Source organism: Campylobacter sp. IFREMER_LSEM_CL1097, from assembly GCF_025772225.1.
Lineage (GTDB): Bacteria > Campylobacterota > Campylobacteria > Campylobacterales > Campylobacteraceae > Campylobacter_D > Campylobacter_D lari_D.
On the sequence record NZ_JAKMRT010000017.1, the window covers coordinates 1 to 20,605 of the forward strand.

23 protein-coding genes are annotated in these 20,605 nt (G+C 31.3%); 18 read left to right on the plus strand and 5 right to left on the minus strand.

The window, feature by feature from the left end; genetic code table 11:
* The 4 genes from L8W64_RS07215 to flgE form a co-directional block, all read left to right on the plus strand.
* The coding region (locus tag L8W64_RS07215) for a 1-(5-phosphoribosyl)-5-[(5-phosphoribosylamino)methylideneamino] imidazole-4-carboxamide isomerase (protein ID WP_263673306.1) at positions 1–693 on the plus strand (693 nt) is incomplete at its 5' end.
* Positions 675–1,442 (plus strand): imidazole glycerol phosphate synthase subunit HisF, encoded by a 768-nt coding sequence (gene hisF / locus L8W64_RS07220; protein WP_263662681.1) that lies wholly within the window; start codon positions 675–677, stop codon positions 1,440–1,442. The genes L8W64_RS07215 and hisF, both read left to right, overlap by 19 nt.
* Before the next feature lie 11 nt (positions 1,443–1,453).
* Positions 1,454–2,080, plus strand: coding sequence for a bifunctional phosphoribosyl-AMP cyclohydrolase/phosphoribosyl-ATP diphosphatase HisIE (gene hisIE, locus L8W64_RS07225; RefSeq protein WP_133319155.1), 627 nt, complete (start codon positions 1,454–1,456; stop codon positions 2,078–2,080).
* A gap of 312 nt (positions 2,081–2,392) precedes the next feature.
* Positions 2,393–4,873 (plus strand): flagellar hook protein FlgE, encoded by a 2,481-nt coding sequence (gene flgE, locus L8W64_RS07230; protein ID WP_263673308.1) that lies wholly within the window; start codon positions 2,393–2,395, stop codon positions 4,871–4,873.
* A gap of 167 nt (positions 4,874–5,040) precedes the next feature.
* On the opposite strand, the gene L8W64_RS07235 is transcribed toward flgE, so the two are convergent.
* Together L8W64_RS07235 and L8W64_RS07240 are read right to left on the minus strand one after the other, a co-directional pair.
* Positions 5,041–5,622 (minus strand): zeta toxin family protein, encoded by a 582-nt coding sequence (locus L8W64_RS07235; RefSeq protein WP_263673310.1) that lies wholly within the window; start codon positions 5,620–5,622, stop codon positions 5,041–5,043.
* 133 nt (positions 5,623–5,755) lie between these two features.
* Positions 5,756–6,997: a multidrug effflux MFS transporter gene (locus tag L8W64_RS07240; protein ID WP_220567024.1), complete on the minus strand. Its 1,242-nt coding sequence runs from the start codon at positions 6,995–6,997 to the stop codon at positions 5,756–5,758.
* Between the two features lie 122 nt (positions 6,998–7,119).
* On the opposite strand from L8W64_RS07240, the gene L8W64_RS07245 reads away from it, so the two are divergent.
* From L8W64_RS07245 to L8W64_RS07300, 12 genes are read left to right on the plus strand one after another with little or no spacing between them, the layout of a single operon-like run.
* Complete coding sequence (locus L8W64_RS07245) at positions 7,120–7,389, plus strand: iron-sulfur cluster biogenesis protein NfuA (RefSeq protein WP_039619526.1); 270 nt, start codon at positions 7,120–7,122, stop codon at positions 7,387–7,389.
* Complete coding sequence (locus L8W64_RS07250) at positions 7,376–7,915, plus strand: histidine kinase (protein WP_263659160.1); 540 nt, start codon at positions 7,376–7,378, stop codon at positions 7,913–7,915. Before L8W64_RS07245 ends, L8W64_RS07250 begins: the two co-directional genes overlap by 14 nt.
* Positions 7,899–9,182 (plus strand): UDP-N-acetylmuramoyl-L-alanyl-D-glutamate--2,6-diaminopimelate ligase, encoded by a 1,284-nt coding sequence (locus tag L8W64_RS07255; protein WP_263673312.1) that lies wholly within the window; start codon positions 7,899–7,901, stop codon positions 9,180–9,182. The genes L8W64_RS07250 and L8W64_RS07255 overlap by 17 nt, the downstream gene beginning before the upstream one ends.
* Positions 9,183–9,488, plus strand: a complete 306-nt coding sequence (locus tag L8W64_RS07260; protein ID WP_039667857.1) for a YbaB/EbfC family nucleoid-associated protein — start codon at positions 9,183–9,185, stop codon at positions 9,486–9,488.
* Positions 9,485–10,564, plus strand: a complete 1,080-nt coding sequence (locus L8W64_RS07265; RefSeq protein ID WP_220567026.1) for a PDZ domain-containing protein — start codon at positions 9,485–9,487, stop codon at positions 10,562–10,564. Before L8W64_RS07260 ends, L8W64_RS07265 begins: the two co-directional genes overlap by 4 nt.
* On the plus strand, positions 10,564–11,409 hold the full coding sequence (locus L8W64_RS07270) for a polyprenyl synthetase family protein (protein WP_263673328.1): 846 nt from the start codon (positions 10,564–10,566) through the stop codon (positions 11,407–11,409). The genes L8W64_RS07265 and L8W64_RS07270 overlap by 1 nt, the downstream gene beginning before the upstream one ends.
* A 3-nt stretch (positions 11,410–11,412) precedes the next feature.
* On the plus strand, positions 11,413–13,317 hold the full coding sequence (tkt, locus tag L8W64_RS07275; protein ID WP_263673314.1) for a transketolase: 1,905 nt from the start codon (positions 11,413–11,415) through the stop codon (positions 13,315–13,317).
* Position 13,318: 1 nt separating this feature from the next.
* Positions 13,319–14,419 (plus strand): MlaE family lipid ABC transporter permease subunit, encoded by a 1,101-nt coding sequence (locus L8W64_RS07280; RefSeq protein WP_393921358.1) that lies wholly within the window; start codon positions 13,319–13,321, stop codon positions 14,417–14,419.
* Entirely contained in the window at positions 14,416–15,138 is a 723-nt protein-coding gene (locus tag L8W64_RS07285) for an ABC transporter ATP-binding protein (RefSeq protein WP_263673316.1), read from the plus strand. The genes L8W64_RS07280 and L8W64_RS07285 overlap by 4 nt, the downstream gene beginning before the upstream one ends.
* A complete protein-coding gene (locus L8W64_RS07290) occupies positions 15,138–15,965 on the plus strand; it encodes an MlaD family protein (protein ID WP_133319166.1) in 828 nt (275 codons plus the stop codon). The genes L8W64_RS07285 and L8W64_RS07290 overlap by 1 nt, the downstream gene beginning before the upstream one ends.
* A 1-nt stretch (position 15,966) precedes the next feature.
* Positions 15,967–16,557: a hypothetical protein gene (locus L8W64_RS07295; protein WP_263673318.1), complete on the plus strand. Its 591-nt coding sequence runs from the start codon at positions 15,967–15,969 to the stop codon at positions 16,555–16,557.
* A gap of 42 nt (positions 16,558–16,599) precedes the next feature.
* Positions 16,600–17,121 carry a flagellar FLiS export co-chaperone gene (locus L8W64_RS07300; protein ID WP_133319168.1) on the plus strand — a complete coding sequence of 174 codons (522 nt, stop codon included), beginning with the start codon at positions 16,600–16,602 and terminating at the stop codon, positions 17,119–17,121.
* A 28-nt stretch (positions 17,122–17,149) separates the two neighbouring features.
* On the opposite strand, the gene L8W64_RS07305 is transcribed toward L8W64_RS07300, so the two are convergent.
* Positions 17,150–17,689, minus strand: coding sequence for a superoxide dismutase family protein (locus L8W64_RS07305; RefSeq protein ID WP_133319169.1), 540 nt, complete (start codon positions 17,687–17,689; stop codon positions 17,150–17,152).
* A 109-nt stretch (positions 17,690–17,798) separates the two neighbouring features.
* On the opposite strand from L8W64_RS07305, the gene L8W64_RS07310 reads away from it, so the two are divergent.
* Both L8W64_RS07310 and L8W64_RS07315 read left to right on the plus strand, forming a co-directional pair.
* On the plus strand, positions 17,799–18,680 hold the full coding sequence (locus tag L8W64_RS07310; RefSeq protein WP_133319170.1) for a helix-turn-helix domain-containing protein: 882 nt from the start codon (positions 17,799–17,801) through the stop codon (positions 18,678–18,680).
* A gap of 66 nt (positions 18,681–18,746) precedes the next feature.
* The gene (locus L8W64_RS07315) at positions 18,747–19,583 is read left to right on the plus strand and encodes an ATP-binding protein (protein WP_133319171.1); all 837 of its coding nucleotides are present in this window, start codon (positions 18,747–18,749) and stop codon (positions 19,581–19,583) included.
* A gap of 20 nt (positions 19,584–19,603) precedes the next feature.
* Here the strand turns inward: L8W64_RS07315 and L8W64_RS07320 are convergent, their stop codons facing one another.
* The gene (locus L8W64_RS07320; protein WP_133319172.1) at positions 19,604–19,858 is read right to left on the minus strand and encodes a zf-TFIIB domain-containing protein; all 255 of its coding nucleotides are present in this window, start codon (positions 19,856–19,858) and stop codon (positions 19,604–19,606) included.
* A 49-nt stretch (positions 19,859–19,907) separates the two neighbouring features.
* Entirely contained in the window at positions 19,908–20,597 is a 690-nt protein-coding gene (ung, locus tag L8W64_RS07325; RefSeq protein ID WP_220567033.1) for a uracil-DNA glycosylase, read from the minus strand.
* Positions 20,598–20,605 lie beyond the last annotated feature (8 nt).

Here is a 20,605-nt window from a genome sequence, read left to right on the forward strand (position 1 = left end):
AAAGTAGTAAGGCTTTATAAAGGAGATTATGCTAAAAAGCAAGAATACAGCTTCGATCCTTTAGTTAAATTTCAAGAGTATGAGGCTCAAGGCATTGCTTGGCTTCATTTGGTGGATTTAAGCGGTGCAAAAGATCCTAGTAAAAGACAACTAAAACTCATAGAAAACCTAGCTTCTAAGATTAGAGTAAATCTTCAAGTAGGTGGAGGAATTCGCACTAAAGATGAAGTTAAAGCTTTGTTTGATAGCGGTGTTAAACGCGTAGTTATAGGCTCTTTAGCGGTTAAAAATAAGCCCCTTACACAAGAGCTTTTGAGTGAATTTGGTGTAGAAAGTATAGTCTTAGCGCTTGATAGTATTTGCGTTAAAGATGAGTTTTTTGTGGCTGTTGATGCATGGAGTAAAACAAGCGATGAGAGTTTGTTTGAGCTTTTAAATTTTTATAAAGATGTAAAACATATCTTATGCACAGATATTTCTAAAGATGGCACGATGAGTGGAGCAAACATCACTTTATACAAAGCTTTGCATAAGAAATTCCCACATTTGCAAACCCAAGCAAGTGGAGGTGTGGCGAGCTTAGAAGATTTTAAAAAGTTAAATGGCATAGTAAGTGGTATCATCGTAGGTAAAGCCTTGCTTGATAAAGAATTTAGCATAAAGGAGGCTCAAGAATGCTTACAAAACGCATAATTGCATGTTTAGATGTAAAAGATGGTAGAGTAGTTAAAGGGGTGCAGTTTAAAAATCATGAAGATATGGGAGATGTTATAGAACTTGCTAAATTTTACTCACAAAATGGCATTGATGAGCTTGTATTTTATGATATTACAGCTTCAGCCAAGAATGAGCGTATCAATAGAGCTTGGGTAAGCAAGGTAGCACAAAATATCTCTATACCATTTTGCGTCGCAGGGGGTATAAAAAGTGAAGATGACGCAAAAGAACTTTTAGCAAATGGTGCTGATAAAATTTCTATTAATTCCCCTGCTTTAAATGATCCTGATTTAATCTCACGCCTTGCAAAAAGCTTTGGAGTTCAATGTGTAGTCGTAGGTATAGATACTTTTAAAGATGAAAACAACGAGCTTTTAGTCTATAAATACACCGGAGATGAGAGCAAATCTCATCATAGTGGTAAAAAAACACTAGAGTGGGTAAAGCAAGTATGCGAGCTAGGAGCTGGCGAAATCGTGCTAAATATGATGAATCAAGATGGCATGAGAAAAGGATATGATCTTGATCAACTTGCTAAAGTTAGAAAAATTTGTCCTGTGCCTTTAGTGGCAAGCGGTGGTGCAGGAGCTAAAGAGCATTTTTTGGACGCTTTTAAACTTGGTGTTGATGGAGCTTTAGCAGCTTCAGTGTTTCATAAAAAACTTATAGATATTAAAGAATTAAAACTATTTTTAAAAGATCAAGGTATACAAATTCGTATTTAAAAGGAAAAACTATGGGTATAAATGAAGAAGAATTTATAAAAAGTATAAATTGGCAAAAGGTAAATAACCTTATCCCTGTGATAATCCAAGATTATCATTCTTGTGAAGTTTTAATGCAAGGTTTTATGAATGAACAAGCTCTAAGAGAGAGTTTTAAGCACCAAAAGGTTGTATTTTACTCACGCACTAAAGAGCGTTTGTGGATGAAAGGTGAGCAAAGTGGGAATTTCTTGCATATCATAGATATGGGACTTGATTGCGATAGAGATTGTATTTTAATCCTTGTAAAAGCTCAAGGCGCTACTTGTCATACAGGCGATACTTCTTGTTTTGAAACGCTTTCTAAAAAAGCTGATTTTGTATTTTTATCGCGTCTTGAAAGACTTATCAACTCACGCAAAAACACTTGTGCAAGCTCTTCTTACACGGCTGAACTTTTTTCAAAAGGCACTAAACGCATAGCACAAAAAGTAGGTGAAGAAGGCGTTGAAACCGCTTTGGCTGCTACTATTAAAGATAAAGATGAGTTGATAAATGAAGCTGCTGATTTACTTTATCATTTAGAAGTGTTATTAGCTGATGCGGATTTGAGTTTAAATGATGTGATTGCTAAATTAAAAGAAAGAAATAAAAGTTAAGCGTGATTTCTCACGCTTAATTAAGCAATATTTTTGAAAAGATTCACTAACTATATCGAGTAATTTTAAAAAAACTTTACACTTTAAAGACATAGCATGCATTTTTATAACAATTTGTTATGAAAATTGTAGACATTAATTTTTTGACTAAAAGCTTTATTTTCCATTATTTTACTAAATTACTTTTACAATATATGTATTCAATTGAATAACATTTTATTTGTATTTTTGGAACACTTATTGCTTTATCTTGGCTAAGCAATAGTAGATTGTGAAGTAATCACAAAGCAATATTTTTTAAAGGATTTAATTATGATGAGATCTCTTTGGGCTGGGGTTTCAGGACTCCAAGCACACCAATACGCAATGGATGTAGAAGGTAATAACATAGCCAATGTTAATACATTTGGTTTTAAATATTCTCGTGCGGATTTCTCAACGCTTATGAGTCAAACTTCTAAGATAGCTACAGCTCCAGATGGCAACCTAGGTGGTAAAAACCCTATGCAAGTTGGACTTGGTGCAGGTGTAAATTCTACTACTAGAATTCACTCTCAAGGTAATATCCAAACTACAGATAAAAACACCGATATGGCTATCAATGGTGATGGATTTTTCATCGTTTCAAATGATGGTGGCACTACGCAGTTTTTCACCCGTGCAGGGGACTTTAAAACAGACGCAGTAGGAAATTTCGTAGATAATAACGGTTACACGGTTCAAGGCTGGAATTATAATCAAGAAACGGGTCAAATTGACTCTTCAACTTCAGTGCAAGATATAGTTATCCCACCTGGTATGAGTATGCCTGCTAGAGCAAGTACTTCAGTGAGCCTTACAGCAAATTTAGATAGTGGTAATACTTTAGGTATGAATGCTTCTGCTAAGCGTCCTATCTATGCTCTTGATTCACAACATGGAGTTAGAGCTGATACAGGAACACCTATAGATGAAAATGATACAGGACATACTGAATTTTATACTACTTCAAAAAGTGGAGCCCAAGTAACCGAAAAAGGTGTAGATATGGGTGTGGTGTTTAACGCTCAAGGTGAGGGCTTAAACCTAAGAGATGGGCAAGGTATATGGGTGAGTTATGCAGATGCTAAACATACTTCCAATGTAAATTTAGCTCAAGATTTACCTATAGATCAAGGACAAATGGCAGGAAATACACGATATACCTTTTGGGGTTTTACAGATACCGATGGAACTCAACATCCTGCTACTTTAGATATAACTATTAATGGAACAAGAATTCAAGCTACAGGCGTAGGTAAAGATACTTTTATCAATGCTATTAATGCTAAAACATCAGAAACTGGTGTAGTAGCTTCTATTGTAAATGGTAAGATTACTTTTACTAATGATAATAGCACGGGAACGACAGCAAAGTCTAAAAATTTAAATATACAAGTAAATGCAGCCACTACAGCAGGTGTTCAAGTAACTACTAGGGAAAATACTACTGGAAATGTGGCTAATGGAAATGGTGGTCCGCTTTTAGTGGCTACTGGTACAGGTGAAAATGTTTGGCTTGGGACTGAAAATGGAAATCCTGATGGACGAGGAAAATTAAATGTAAATGTTGTAACTGCTCATGAGTATATTTATAGTAAAAATAGTGTAGATATAGGCCCTAATCCTAATACCGAAAATGGTAATAATATGCCTGATATGAACAGTAAAAGGGTTTTTCATACTACTGAAGATTTAAGAGAGCTTTTGCAAAGAGATGCAAGATGGGGTGTGGATTATGATGGAGATGGAACATTAGAAAATTGGGGTACTGCTGCAGGTAATCCGGTAGGAGCCCCTGGGACAGCTGATGCTAATGCTGCAGTGGAGGTAGTAGTAGAAAGTGATGGTAGATTTAAAATAACAAATCCTAAGGTTGAAGGCCAATCAAAAGACATGACTTTTAAAGTTACAGGTTTTTCAGATGAGGTAAATAAAATCGCTACTAACGATAAATTCACAGCTATGTTTAGTGCCTTAGATGGAAATTTCAACGCAGGCAATAATGAAAAATACTCTCAAGACATGTATTTATCAGCTCATACTGCTAGTATAGAAATCTTTGACTCATTAGGAACTAGACATGAGCTAACCGTGCAATTTACCAAACAAACTAAAACAGCAGATGGTGGGGCTGAATGGTCTATCATCATTTCAGTGCCTGAACCTGCAGAGATTAATTTTAGTGGTGATGGAGCTCCTGGAAATATAGTAGTAGGAAATTTAAGATTTGGTAATGATGGCTCACTTCAAAGCTATACACCAAATGTATTAAATTTCACCGGAAATAACGGCTCAAAACCTGATCAAGTTATAAAACTTGACTTTGGAACAACAGGTGGTTTTGATGGTTTAACAAGCTATGATAAAGACTCATCTACTACTAAACAAGAAACAGATGGTTACACAGGGGGTAATCTAAAGCCAGATGCATTAAGAACTGATGAGAATGGTTATATCTATGGAGAATTTACAAATGGTAAAACTCTAGCTCTAGCTAAGGTTGCTTTAGCTACTTTCCCAAATAATATGGGTCTTGAAGAAATGGGTAATAACCTTTATAAAGCGACAGCAAACTCAGGAACAGCTACCATAGGTCATGCGGGCGAAGGCGGTAGAGGGGGCTTAAAAGGCTCAGCCATAGAAATGTCGAATGTGGATTTAAGTCGTGCATTAACAGAGCTTATCGTAATCCAAAGGGGTTATCAAGCAAACTCAAAAACGATTACCACAAGTGATCAGCTTTTAAATACTTTGCTTCAATTAAAACAATAATCTTAACCCAAGGTTTTAAAAACCTTGGGATCAAGCTTTACAAGGTTATCGAGGTAGCCTTGTAATACTTGATAGCCTTGAAGCCTTCAATCTATTGCTAACTCACTTCTTTCTTGCCTTAAGGAGTGAGTAGCATGATTTGCATATCGACAAGTTAAAATAAAAATTTATAAACTTGAATTTTTAAAATTTATCATTAATGGTTCTAGCCATTTGGTAGTTTCAAATACTTCTAGCCTGTTGTTTTTAAATTCTAAGAGTTTTTTATAATTTTGAGTATTGTCAAAAATAGTAATGCGATTACAGAATTTGGCAACGGTGTTAAAATTTTGTAAAGACTCGTAGTATCTTTTTTCTATAAGTTCTTCTTTTATATCATGCCCGCCTTTAGCTACGCGAATTTTAACTCTTTGTTTTGCTGTGTTTGGAGAGTCTAGTCCGATGTAGTAAAGATTTATAGTGTAAGAATTTTTTTGTAGCTTTTTGAATAAAGATAAAATGCTAGTGCCACAAAGTGTGGTTTCTTGGTTAAAATCATAAGCTTTTTTGATATAGTTTTCACGCATTTTAATGGCTATCCTTGAAGCTCTAAATTGATCTTCTCGATTTTTCCAATCACCAAAGCTACTTACGATTTCATCGATGTTGATTCTAAGTCCAAAGTCTTTGTTTTTTTCAAGTTCATTATAATATAAGGTAGTTTTTCCACATCCTTCGGCTCCTGCAAAAATAGTAGCTATTTTTTTCATTAATAAAGCCTTTATTTTATTGATTGATGAGAAATTTTAACATAAATTGTTTATAAGTGTTTTGAAAATAAATATAAAGTTTTTTGAAAAAGGTTCGATATAGTTAGTGAATCTTTTCAAAAATATTGCTTAATTAAGCGTGAGAAATCACGCTTAACTTCTTTTTGATTTTATTTAACTTTCTTTTATTAATCAAACTTAGATAAGAAATCAAAGATAAAAATGTGCAAGTTCCTAAAATAAGTGATAAAAATATAGGTGTATTAGCATTTAAAAGACTTACTAAAAATGCCATTACTCCCGCCATGGCAAATTGTGCTGCACCTAAGAGTGCTGAAGCACTGCCTGCATTTTGTTTTGATCTTGCCATGGCTAAGGTTGTGGTATTTGGCAGGATAAAACCCAAACTTGCTATGATAAAACACAAAGGAATTTCAAAAGCCCAAAAACCTAGCTCAAAAGTTGCACCCAAGATGAGTAAAAAAGTTAAAAAAGTAATTACCATAAGCGCTCTAGGGAGTATATAATAAGGAGAAAATCTAAGGACTAATCTTGCATTGATATTTGCACATATAACAAAGCTTAGAGCATGAGCTCCAAAAAGGGCTGCGTATTGTTGCTCGCTTAATCCAAAAACGCGTGTAAAAACAAAAGATGAGCCGGTTAAATAAGCAAAAAAACCTGCAAATATTAAATTTCCACAAAGCAAATATACTACAAAACGGCGATCTTTTAAAACTTTTTTGTAACTTTTTGTAACCTCTTTGTGATTGAATTTTTTTCCTTTGGTGTTGTGATTGCTTTCTTTTAGAACAAAAATAACAAGTAAAAATAAAATAAAGCCTAAGATAAACAATGTTAAAAATATACTACGCCAAGAAAAAAATTCAAGTAAAATTCCACCAAAAGTAGGAGAAAGCATAGGTGCTAAAGAAGTAAAAACCATCATTAAAGCATAAACTCCTGCTGCTTCTTTAAGCTCAAAAACATCATTTACTATAGCTCTTGCTACGACTACACCCACGCAACCTCCTAAAGCTTCAAAAAAACGCAAAGCTATAAAAGCATGAATGGAATCAACTAAAACACAAGCAATACTTGAAGAAATAAAAATAAAAAGTCCTATGTATAAAGGTTTTTTTCTGCCATATACATCACTTAATGGTCCATATAAAAGCTGACCTAAAGAAAAGGCGATGAAAAAACTTGCAAGAGAAAGTTGAGTGTAAAAAGAATTTGTTTGGAAGCTTTTTTCTACTTCATTTAAAGCAGGTAAATACATATCAGTTGAAAGTGGTGCTATGGCAGATAAAAAGCCTAGTATGATAATGAGTTTGAGTTTTTCAAAACCTTTTATTTGGGTGTGTTTTTGCATAAAATTTCCTAAAGTCTTTTTACCATTGTATAGCAAAAAGTCTAAAATAAACAATAATTTACATTTTTTAAAGGCAAATAAGATAAAATTAAACTAAAAATAATCAAGGAAAAATTATGAATATGCCTTTTAGTGATGAGGAATTAATCGAACCTGTAAAAGCCAGTCTAGCTAAAACTATGCATATTTTAGAAAATGATGGCGGAGGGCTTGATTTTTTGGGTGTGAAAAATGGTGTAGTTTATGTGAAACTAACTGGAGCTTGTCATGGCTGCCCAGCTAGTGGGACGACTTTGAAATATGGCTTGGAAAAACAACTTAAAATTGATATACATCCAGATATTACTATAGTAAATTTAGCAGGTGGGGAAAGCGAATTTGCAAAATTATAAAAAAATAGCCATAGAATGTTTTTACAAAAAAGATTTTAAAAATGCTAAGATGTATTTTTCTCTTGCTTATGAAAAGCGTAAAAATAAGAGACTTTTAACTTTTATTAATATTTGTGATTTGGCTTTAAAAAGCCCTGAAGAAGCTTTTGTTTTTTTTGAATTTTTTATGCAAAATTATAAAAATACTAAAGTAGATAAAGACTTAGAAAAACTCATTAATCTTAGCCAAAGTGTGCAGTTTGAAGAAGATAGCGAAGATTTTGAGGGCTTGAGTTATCAAGATTTTTTACTTAGCGAAGCAAAAGTTGGGTTTAAACAAGCCTTAGAAAATGTTATAATATCTAATAAACTTATTATTAACGATAAAGAAGATTTTGTGGATTTTTTAGAAAAGCTTTTAGAACATGGTTATAAAGATATGCTCGTAGCTTATATGGAAGATGTTTCAGTGCATTTTTATTCTAATTATAGATTTATTAAGCTTAGTGAGAAAATCAAGGAATTAAATTATGATAGTAAAGATTGAAAATACTTTCATTTGTGATAATTCTAATGAATGCGAAAAAGATTGTTTTTTCTTAAAAACTACTCAAAATGAAAAATTTCTTCATCAAGCTTTAGAAAAACAAGCAAAAGTTATTGGCATTGGCGAATGCAAGAAGCTTTTAAATATAGATGAAAGTATTAAAATCATAGGCATTACAGGCACAAATGGCAAGACAACTACTGCTGGGGCTATTTACTCTATCTTGCTTGATTTAGGTTATAAATGTGCCTTAATGGGAACTAGGGGTAGTTTTATAAATGATAAAAATATCACTCCAAAAGGCTTAACTACTACTCCTATTTTACAAACCTTAGAGCTTTTATCTTTAGCAAGTAAGGAAAAATGTGAATTTTTGATTATGGAAGTAAGCTCGCATGCTTTGGTGCAAAATCGCATTGAAGGGCTTGAGTTTAAGGCTAAAATTTTTACTAATATCACTCAAGATCATTTAGATTTTCATGGGGATTTTCAAAACTACCAAGCGGCAAAAGAAAGTTTTTTTACCGATGAGTGTATGAAATTTATCAACAAAGATGCAAAAGCTATAAATTTTAATGTCAAAGGTGCTTTTACTTATGGAGTGGAAAATCCAAGTTATTACCACATTAAAGCTTATGCTTTAAAAAATGGCATAGAAGCTGTGGTAAATTTTGATAAAGAAACTTTTATGATTGATTCTTCTTTGGTGGGGCTTTTTAATCTTTATAATCTTTTGGCTGCAAGTGCTTGTGTAAATGAACTTGTTAAGCCAAATTTAAAAGAGCTTGAAAAGGCCATTAGTAATTTTGGTGGCATTGAGGGTAGAATGCAAGTGGTTGCAAAAGATGTGATTGTAGATTTTGCTCATACGCCCGATGGTATAGAAAAAGTTTTAGATACTTTAAAATATCGTGATTTAATTGTGGTTTTTGGAGCAGGGGGAGATAGAGATAAAACTAAGCGTCCGTTAATGGCTAAAGTTGCCAAACACTATGCTAAAAAACTCATCATCACAAGTGATAATCCGCGTTCAGAAGAGCCAATGGATATAATTAATGATATTTTAAATGGTATAGAAAAAGATGAGAGTGTTTTTATAGAATGTGATAGAAAAGAAGCAATCAAAAAAGCATTAGAGCTTAAAACAAAAGATGATTTTGTAGTGATTTTGGGTAAGGGCGATGAGACTTATCAAGAAATCAAGGGTGTAAAATATCCTTTTAATGATAAAGAAGTAGTATTAGAGATATTAAAAGAAGGAAAATAAATGTTTGAAAATATGGATTTTTCTAAAATGGGCGAGCTTTTAACTAAGGCTCAAGAAAAAGCAAATGAATTAGAGCAAGAAGCTTTAAAAAAAGAATTTAGTGCAAAAAGTGGTGGTGGTTTAGTAAAAGTTAGTGCTAATGGAAAAGGTGAAATCATCGATATAAACATTGATGATTCTTTGTTAGAAGATAAAGAGTCTATGCAAATTTTACTAATAGCAGCGATTAATGATGTGATGAAAATGGTAGAACAAAATAAAAAATCAATGGCTAGTAATTTATTTAGCGGAATGGGAATGCTATGAGAATTTTACTTTGTATTTTGGGTGTAGTTTGCACACTTTTTGCTGTGCCAAGACCGACTTTTAATGATTTTTTGGGTTGTTATGAAAAAAATAAAGCTAGTATGTTGATTTATGAGGGCTTACCTGCCTTTGCTTTAAATGAAAATACTTTAGCAGTAGTTAAAACTAAAAACGCGAAATTAAACAGCTATACTAAATATGACCCCTTTTTAAATTTGTATTTAGTAAAAACAGATTTTAGTTTAATTCCTGCACCTATGGGAAATGAAGAAGATTTAACACGCAATAGTTGGGTGGGAATTTTAGATAGCAATAAAAGCTATATAGGACATTTGAAGTATTTTGGGCAAAGTTTGACAGAGCGTGATCAACTTGACTTTGCTTCTAAAATCGGAGAGCTTAACTCGCCGTGTTGTAAAATGCTTGGTATAAGTTTAGAAGATGGCAAACTTATAGGCAATCGTTATTTAAAACACTTTGCAAAATATCCTGATGCTTATTGGGGTGATATAGGTGTGGATTTTGATATGCGTGATGGCAAAATTTATGTTAAAAATGTGCGTAAAAATGGACAATTTTTACTTAATGATGAGCTTGTGAGTGTTGATGGACAAGCTTATGATGATTTAAGAAAACTAAATGAAAAAATTTTATTTGCTGATCGCGGTGCAACTTTATACTTTAATGTATTAAGAGATAATAAAGATGTTAATATCTCCACTATGGTTTTTGATAAAGACTTGGGTGCATTTGCTAAGCCTAAAAAAGTGGTTCAAGCTAAGCCAAGTTCTTTTTATAGCAATCTAGGATTGCGCGTAGATATGAAAATGAATATTACAGAAGTTACTCCAAATTCTAAAGCACAAATGGCTGGATTTTTAAAAGGGGATAAAATTTTAAGAATTAATAATCAAAAAATCAACAATTTTAATGAACTTCAAGCTGTTTTAGCTCAAGCTAATACTTTTGATATTCTAGTCTCAAGACAAGCAAGCAATATCCCTTCAGCGAAAAATAATGACTTTGAGCATTTTAATAAAGGATACTTTGACTTTTTTATAAGGCTAAATAAGTGATTTTAGAAAAATTCAAACAGCATTTAGAGCAAAATTTTCCTAAAACTCAAAGTTTTCATCCATTTTTTAATGAAGCATTAAAATGGATGTTAGAAGCTGGTGGGAAGCATTTTAGAGCCCAACTGCTTTTGGGTATAGTTAATGCTAAAAATCCTGCTTTGTTTGAAAAGGCTTTAAATGCAGCTTTGGCTTTGGAATTTATCCACACTTACTCTTTAATACATGATGATTTACCCGCTATGGATGATGCTTCTTTGCGTAGAGGAAAGCAAACTTTACACAAAAAATATGATGAAGCTACGGCTATTTTAGTGGGCGATGCTTTAAATACCCAAGCTTTTTTACTTCTTTCTAAGCTTGATTTAAAAGAAAATGTTAGATTAAAACTCATAGAAACTTTAGCTTTTAATGCAGGGCTTGGCGGTATGATTATCGGGCAAGCTATTGATTGTTATTTTGAAGATATGCCTTTAAATTTAGAGCAAGTTGAGTTTTTGCACATTCATAAAACTGCAAGATTGATTGCAGCGGCTTTAAAAATGGGTTGTGAAATTTGTGAGTTAGATGAAAAAGAATGCGAGCAAATTTATGAAATAGGGCTTTTGATAGGATTAGTTTTTCAAATCAAAGATGACATTATCGATGCAACTTTAGATACTCAAGAAGCAGGAAAGCCAACTCATAATGATTTGCATAAAAATTCTTTTGTTAAACTTTTAGGTTTAGAAGGTGCTAAAAAGGCAAAAGATGATAAAATTGCTTTATGTGAAGAAAAAATGAAAAATTTAGACTCTAAGCTTACTAATGAGCTTCAAATTTTGATTGATAAATATTTAAAAGGTTAAACAATGTTACAAAAACAAGCCAACACTATAAGATTTTTATGTGCGGATATGGTGCAAAAAGCAAATTCAGGCCACCCAGGTGCTCCAATGGGTTTAGCAGATATTATAAGTGTTTTAAGTACTCATTTAGTGCATAATCCAAAAGATCCTACATGGTTAAACCGCGATAGATTAGTCTTTTCAGGTGGTCATGCTAGTGCTTTGCTTTATAGCTTTTTACATTTGAGCGGTTATGATGTAAGTTTAGAAGATTTAAAAAATTTCCGTCAATTACACTCTAAAACCCCAGGTCATCCTGAAATTTTCACTCCAGGTGTTGAAATCGCCACAGGACCTTTAGGACAAGGCATTGCAAATGCGGTTGGTTTTGCTATGGCAGCTAAAAAAGCAAGTTTGCTTTTGGGTGAGGATATTATCAATCATAAAGTATATTGTTTATGCGGTGATGGAGATTTACAAGAAGGAATTTCTTATGAGGCTTGTTCTTTAGCAGGTGTGCATAATCTTGATAATTTAATCATCATTTATGATAGCAATAATATTTCAATTGAAGGTGATGTGGCCATTGCTTTTAATGAAAATGTAAAAGAGCGTTTTAGAGCACAAAATTTTGAAGTACTTGAGATAGATGGGCATGATTTTGAGCAAATTGATTTAGCATTAAAAACTGCTAAAGAAAGCAAAAAGCCTTGTTTAATTATCGCTCATACTACCATAGCTAAAGGAGCTTTAGATCTTGAGGGAAGTCATCATTCTCACGGAGCACCTTTGGGCGAAGAGCTTATAAAAAAGGCAAAAGAGGCTTTAGGTTTTGATCCACAAAAAACTTTTGAAATCCCAGAAGAAGTTAAAATTCGCTTTAGTGGGGCAATAGAACTTGGGGATTTAGCACAAGCTAAATGGAATCAAAAAGTACAAAATTTAAATGCAGAGAAGCAAGCATTGCTAAAAGAGCTTTTAGAGCCTGATTTTTCAAAAATACAATTTCCTGATTTTAAAGGACAAGATTTAGCTACTAGAGATAGCAATGGTGTGATTTTAAATGCTATTGCTAAAGCCTTACCGGGATTTTTAGGTGGTAGTGCAGATTTAGGTCCATCAAATAAAACTGAACTCAAAGATATGGGCGATTTTCCAAATGGAAAAAATATCCACTATGGTATAAGAGAGCATGCAATGGCTGCTATATCAAATGCTTTTGCAAGATATGGTTTGTTTTTGCCTTATTGTGCTACCTTTTTTATATTTAGTGAGTATTTAAAACCTGCTGCAAGAATAGCAGCTTTGATGAGGGCTAAACACTTTTTCATCTTTACTCACGATAGTATAGGTGTAGGTGAAGATGGCCCAACACACCAACCTATAGAGCAGCTTAGCACTTTTAGAGCTATGCCAAATTCATTGACATTTAGAGTAGCTGATGGGGTTGAAAATGTAAAAGCATGGCAGATTGCACTTAAAACTAATATGCCAAGTGTTTTTGTTTTATCGCGTCAAAAGTTAAGTGCTTTAAGCGAGCCTGTTTTTGGAGATGTTGAAAATGGGGCTTATTTGTTAGAAGAAAACGCAAATGCACAATTTACACTTTTAGCAAGTGGTAGTGAAGTGTCATTATGTGTAAAAACAGCTAAGATTTTAAAAGAAAAAGGTGTGATTGCTAATGTGGTTTCTATGCCTTGTTATGAGTTATTCATTGCTCAAGAAAAATCTTATAAAGAAAGAATTTTACAAGGTAAGGTTGTAGGCGTGGAAGCTGCAAATTCAAACGAGCTTTATAGAATTTGTGATGAGCTTTATGGTATAGAAAGTTTTGGTGAGAGTGGTAAAGATAAAGATGTATTTGAGCATTTTGGATTTAGTGAGGAGAAATTAAGCTCATATATTTTAAGTCTATGTAATGAAAAATAAAATAATCAAAGATGTTAAAAATCAAGAATGCATTTTTAGCGTCTTTGGTATATGGGATAAAACAAGCGTAGGAAAATTGGAAAAATTAGATTTTCCTACTCAAAAAAATATTATTTTTGATTTTGCAAATTTAGATTTTATAGATACTGCTGGGATTAGGTATTTTCTAGCTTTAGAAAATGAATTTAAGCAAAAAGGTTTTGAGCTTAGTAGGATAAATCTTAAAAGCGAGCATGCTAAGCTTTTTGAACTTTGTCAAAAACACTACAAAAGCTTTTGTGATTCTTATGAAGATAAAAAAACAATCAAAGATTTTTTTGAAAATTTAGGAAAGAAAGTTGCAAATTCTTTTACAATTTTAGTGCAGTTTTTAAATTTCATAGGACTTATTATTTATACTTGTTTTAAAACACTTTTAAACCCTAAAAAACTTCGCTTTAAGGCATTTTTATATCATGTAGAAAATAGCGCTATTAATGCTTTACCTATTATTATGCTAACTTCATTGCTTGTGGGTGTAGTGCTTGCTTATCAAGCTGCGTATCAACTTGCACAATTTGGAGCTAATATTTATATTGTCGATTTAATGGGAATTTCTGCCACTAGAGAGCTTGCACCATTAATTAGTGCTATTGTTATTGCAGGCAGGAGTGCAAGTTCTTATACAGCTCAAATTGGAGTAATGAAACTTACTGATGAAATTGATGCGATGAAAACTATGGGTTTTAAAGAAAGTGAATTTATCATTTTGCCTAGAGTTTTAGCTTTAGCACTTGCTATGCCTTTGGTAGTAATAGTAGCTGATATTTTAAGTATTATAGGTGGAATTGTAGTTGCTTGGTTTAGTTTAGAAATTAGTGCGAGTGAGTTTATGAGTCGTTTTAAAGAAGCAGTGGAGCTAAAACATATTATCATAGGACTTATAAAAGCACCTATTTTTGGATTTTTGATTGCTTCTATTGCTTGTTTTAGAGGATTTTTTGTGCAAAAAACTACCGAAAGCATAGGTGTTTATACGACAAAAAGTGTGGTAAATGCTATTTTTTGGGTAATAGCTTTTGATGCGATTTTCTCTGTATTTTTGACAAAGGCTGGATTTTGATTATAAAGGCTAAAAATATCAGCACTTATTTTGGAAGTAAATGTGTACATGAAGATATTAGCTTTGAAGTGCAAGATAATGAAATTTTTGGTATTTTAGGTGGTAGTGGTAGCGGCAAATCTGTACTTTTAAGACAAATGTTAATGCTTGAGCATTTTGATAAGGGTGAGTATGAAATTCTAGGCAAGAAATTAAAAAATATAAGCGATGAAGATGCTTTGTTTTTGCAAAAACAATGGGGTGTTGTTTTTCAATATGGAGCATTATTTAGCTTTTTTAATATACTTGAAAACATTAGCATACCTTTGGTTGAATACACAAAACTTAACAAAAACGACATTAAAGAAATAGCTATGATGAAGCTTAAAATGGTAGGGCTTGATGAGAGCGTGGCTAAGCTTTATCCAAGTGAGTTAAGTGGGGGTATGAAAAAAAGAGTGGCCATAGCTAGAGCTTTGGCGCTTGATTCTAAATTACTTTTTTTAGATGAGCCAACTTCAGGGCTTGATCCTTATAGCTCAAGAGAATTTGATGAGTTGCTTTTGAGTTTAAAACAAAGCTTTAAATTATGTGTAGTCTTAATTACTCATGATAAAGAGAGTATGAAAAATGTTTTAAACCGCTTTTTGATTATAGAAGAAAAAAAAGTTGGTTTTTTAGGAAATGTCGAGGCTTTGCAAGAGCAAAATCCAAGACTTTATGAGAGGTTTATGCAATAATGGAAAACAAAGCAAATTATATTTTGATTGGAATTTTTGTTTGTGTGTTATTTTTTATCAGTTTGTTTTTTATAGTGTGGTATGGAAATTTAAAAGATGAAAAATCATTCAAATATTATGAAATTTATATGGAAGAATCAGTTGCAGGACTTAGTGTAAAAGCTCCAGTTAAATTTTTAGGAGTAGATGTTGGAAGTGTTGAAAATATCAGCATAGATAGCTCAAGTAAGCAACTAAGAGTAAAAATTTTAGTTAAGCTTGATTCTAGTTTGGTTGTTAAAACAGATACTTATGCAAGTTTGCAAATTCAAGGCATAACAGGATTTAAATTTATTCAGCTTGCAGGAGGTAGTGAGGAAGCTAGTGTTTTGAGAGCAGGCGATGATGTTTATCCTATTATAAAATCAAAAGAAAGTTTTTTTGCAAGCATAGATAAGCAAACTTCAAATTTATTAGAACTAATCACAAGTTCAAAAATAAAATTAGAAAAACTCTTAAGTGATAAAAATTTAAAAAACATAGAGCAAATTTTGCAAAATTCATCAGAATTTTCTGCACATTTAAATGCTAATGTACCAGCATTTTTAGCAAATTTAAATAAAACAAGCTCTAAACTTGGCAAAAGTGCAGATGAATTTTCAAATTTTTTAAACAATGCTAATGGCCAACTTAATGAGCTTAATAAAAGTAGAATGCTCTTAAATGAAAATTTGGATATTTTAAGAGTTTTGTTTTTAGATTTTACGCAATTATTAAATATTTTAAAGCAAAATCCTTCAGATATAATTTATAAAGATAAGGCTACTCAATATGCTCCAGGAGAATAAAATGAGATATTTATATATTAGTTTAATAGCTATTTTTTTTAGCGCTTGCTCTTTGATTAATCCAAGTCAAACTTTACCTGCAAATAAATATTTTAGTATTAATTTAGAAAAGCTAGAGCAAAGTCAAAATAAAAAAAATGCAACTATTATAGTTTCCTTACCTAAAGGCTTAGCTTATACTAATGAAATTTTTTATAAAAAAGATTATACTATCAATACCTATGCTTATCATTTTTGGAAAGAAAATCCTGCTTTAATGATAAAATCTTTTTTGGAATTTCATTTGCAAGATTTAGGGGTATTTAAAGCAGTTTTAAATCAAGATAGTCTAGCTAGTGCTGATTATGTTTTAGAAAGTAAAGTGGATATTTTAGAGCAAGATTTTAATGATGAGTTGCATTCTAAAATAAAGTTTGGTATTAATTTAAATTTAGTGCAAATAAACACTAAAAAACTTATAGCGAGTAGGTACTTTTACTATGAAAAAGAATTAAATGATAATAATCCTCAAATTTTAATCCAAAACTATGATGAGGTTTTTTTGCTTTTTGCTAAAGATTTTAGAGTTTGGGTAGATCAAAATTTGGAATAAAAAATGCTTTTCTTGTTATAGCAATAACAAGGAAGGTGTATTATGAGAGATGAATTAGAAATCTTACAAAAACATTTAGGACAAGTAGGTTCAAGTATAGATGGTGCAAATTTAAAACATCAAACGCAAAAATTTAGTGAAGATATTACTGATGCTAATGACTTTATAGGTGCTTTGCAAATTTTAGATTCCTCATTGAAAAAAATTTCAAAACTTCTAGAAGATAAAAACTATGAAGATGTGCAAGATAAAGTTTTAATTGCTAGTGAAAGTTTGAAAATAGTAGATAATTGCTCATTTTTAGGTAATGCTTTATTTGATAATAATTATAATGTAAATGTTGGTTCAAAGGCATTTGCTTTTGAAATTTATAATCCTTTAAAAATTTTAGAAACTAGTGATTATGAAGGTATGAAAGCTTATATAGTCGATAAAAGAGAAGAAATAGCTTCTATGCTTAGTGAGCTTGCAGTGGCTATTGCTACTTATAGTCCTAGTCAAAGTTTTGGCGGATCAAGCCATGATTTTATGGGTGATTTTGATTTTACTAAGCTTTTTAAATAACACTAAAGGCTAAAAAGCCTTTAGATTTTTATTTTATAACACCACATGCCATTCTAGCACCGCCACCGCCAAGTGCTGCAGGATGATCGCTGTGATTGTCTCCTCCAAAATGTATCATTAGAGCATGATTTTTAAGCTCATCAAGAGTTTTGATTTTTGGTGCTAATACAGGGTTAGTTGCTTTACCATCTTTTTCTACATAAAGTGGTGGTAAATCCCCTTTGTGACCTTTATCATCCCATGGGCTTGAGTGAGCATCTGTTTTTTCAGGATCCCAGTGTCCACCTGCTTTCATACCTAAACCTTTATCAGTTGCTCCACAATCAGCATTTGCATGAACATGAAAGCCATGAATTCCACTTTCTAAACCTTTAAGATTTGGATAAAATGCTACCCCATAAGGAGTTTGTACTGCTACAACTTCGCCTGCATCTTTATTAGCTTTTTTATCAAGAATTTCCATTTTGATAACTAAATGATCTTTTTGTGCTTTTGGATTAAAATTTTCTAAATTTGCTCCAAATAAAAAGCTTGATGCTAGTAAAGAACCTAGAATGATTTTTTTCATTTTTTCTCCTTTTTTAATTGAAATTAATTATATTGTAACATAAATTCTTAATAAAAAATATTTTTTATTGTATTATATAAATAATCAAAAAACTTATAAAAAGGTATATATGTTAATTTTTCCAAAAGATCTTGAAAAAATCAGTCAAAATGTTTTGAAAAATACTTTTTTTTCTTTATGTTGGTATCAAAAAGATTTTTCAAATGATAAAAATCAAGAAGTTGTATTTAAAGATTATGCTTTAGTATTTATTTTAAAAGGTTCTAAAAGTATTTATACTATGGATAATCAGTTTAATGTAAAAAAAGATGAGCTTGTGTTTTTTACAAAAAATTCTTTTTCTATTAGAGATTATTTAAATGATGAAAATATATATGAATCTATTATTTTGTGTTTTAAGGAAAGTATTTTAATAGAACTTATTTTTAAATATCAAGAATTAATTTGTAAATTAGATTCTCCAAAATATGCTAAAAGTTTATTTAGTTTAAAAACTAATCTGATAACTAAAGGTATTTTCGAGTCTTTCTTACCTTGTATAAATGAATTTAATGAGAAAAATGAATATCTGCTTAGATTAAAATTTGAAGAATTATTTTTGTCTTTATTATATAGTGAAGATAATGCAGAGTTTTTAGCTTTTTTAAAAGCCATTTTAAGTGGTTTTAAATTAGAGCTTTATAAGATGTTTGCATATTGTCAAAATGACTTTGAAAGTGTAGCTTCTATGGCCAAATTTAGTAAAATGGATATAGCAAGTTTTAGTCGTAATTTTAAACAAAGTTTTGGTATTACTCCTAAAGAATGGCTTGATAACAAGCGTTTTGAAAGAGCTAAATTTTTACTTGAATTTTCTACAAAAAATATCACTCAAATTTGTTATGAACTTGGATTTAATTCTCCTGCTTGGTTTATAGCAAGATATAAAAAAAGATATGGCATTACCCCAAAACAAGAACAAAAGTCAAAAAACTTATATTTTTTATCTTAAAAATGATAGATTTTATTTTGGTTTTTTATTAGAATTTGTTAATAAAATTTAAGAAAGGTAACAATTATGAAAAAAAGTATTTTAACTTTGGCCTTATTTGCATTTTGCAGTGCAAATGCTTTAGAGGTTCAAGAATTTAAAGGTTTTGCACATCCTGAAAGTGTATATGTAGATAAAAATGCAGTTTATGTATCTAATGTAGGAAAAGAGCTAACTCCATTAAATAAAGACAATGATGGTTTTATTTCAAAATTAGATAAAGATGGAAAAATTTTGGAATTAGAATTTATAAAAGGTCTTAATGCTCCAAAAGGTATGTCTAAAATAGGTGATGTTTTATATGTGGTTGATATTGATATTTTATATGGCTTTGATATAAAAAATAAAAAAGAAATTTTCAAACTTCCTATAAAAAATGCGGTATTTTTAAATGATATTGCTGTGTTAAATAATGACACATTATTAGTTAGTGACACAGGTACAGGATATATCCACAAAGTATTTTTAAAGGATAAAAAATATGAAAACTTTATCCATTTAGATTCAAAATATGGTGGCCCAAATGGATTGTTAATAGATAAAAATACTTTATTTGTAGCAGGTTATGATCCAAGTGATAAAGCAGGCGGGAAAATCATTAGTATTGATTTAAATTCAAAGAAAATTCAAGAATTAAGCAAAAAAATAGAACAATTTGATGGCATTGTGTATGATAAAAATAAAAATCTTTTAGTGTCAAGTTGGGGTAAAAATCTTCAAGGATATATTTATACTCTAAAAGATAATAAAGAAATAAAACTTGATTTGGCTTCTATAAAAGGTCCTGCAGATATGTTTTTTGATGGTGAGTATTTATGGGTGCCAAAAATGGCAGAAAATACTTTAATTAAAGTAAAAATATAAAAACTTTTAAGCCTTTGGGCTTAAAAGTCAAATAATTCCCCAAGCCAACTTTCTTTTTTCTTGTATTTATAGCCGTTATTATGATGGTAGTTTGCTTGTTGGTTATAATTTTGTTGTTGAGGTTGTTGCGTACTTTGAGAAGAATTTCTTTCTATGATTTTATCAAGCTCACCACGATCAAGCCAAACACCACGGCATTTTGGACAATAATCAATTTCAACTCCATTTCTTTCGCTCATCAATAAGTCAGTATTTACACAAACTGGACAAGTCATTGTATTCCTTTTTTTGAAAATTTTTGAAAGTATATAAGTTTTAAGTAAATTAAGGGTTTAAATTCCAATCAATAAGACTTTTACCAAGTTTTGATAAAATTTCATTACTTTTTGAAAAATGCTTGCAACCTAAAAAAGCATTTCTCGCTAAAGGCGAAGGATGTGCTGCTTCTAGGATAAAGTGTTTTTGAGGGTTGATTAAATTTTTTTTATTTTTAGCATAATTTCCCCAAAGTAAAAATATCAATCCTTCTTTTTCATTGCTAAGTTTTGATATAACCGCATCGGTAAATTTTTGCCAACCAAAATGTGCATGTGAGGCAGGTTTATTTGCTTCTACACTTAAAATAGAATTTAAAAGTAAAATTCCTTGTTTAGCCCATTTACTTAAATCACCATGTTTTGCTATAGGAATGTTTAAATCATCTTGCAATTCTTTATAGATATTAAGCAAAGATGGGGGAATTTTAACACCCATTGGCACGCTAAAGCTCAAACCCATGGCTTGATGAGGGTTATGGTAAGGATCTTGTCCTAAAAGTATGATTTTTAAATCTTGTAAAGGGGTTAGATTAAAAGCATTAAAGATTAAATTCGCGGGTGGATATATAGTTTTTCTTTCATTTAAAGCATTGATATAATGAGTTTTTATTTCTAAAAAATAAGGCTTTAAAAACTCTTCTTTTAAAAATTCTTTCCAAGCGTTATCTATTTTAATTTTTTCTAAGCAAATTTCCATTTTTATCC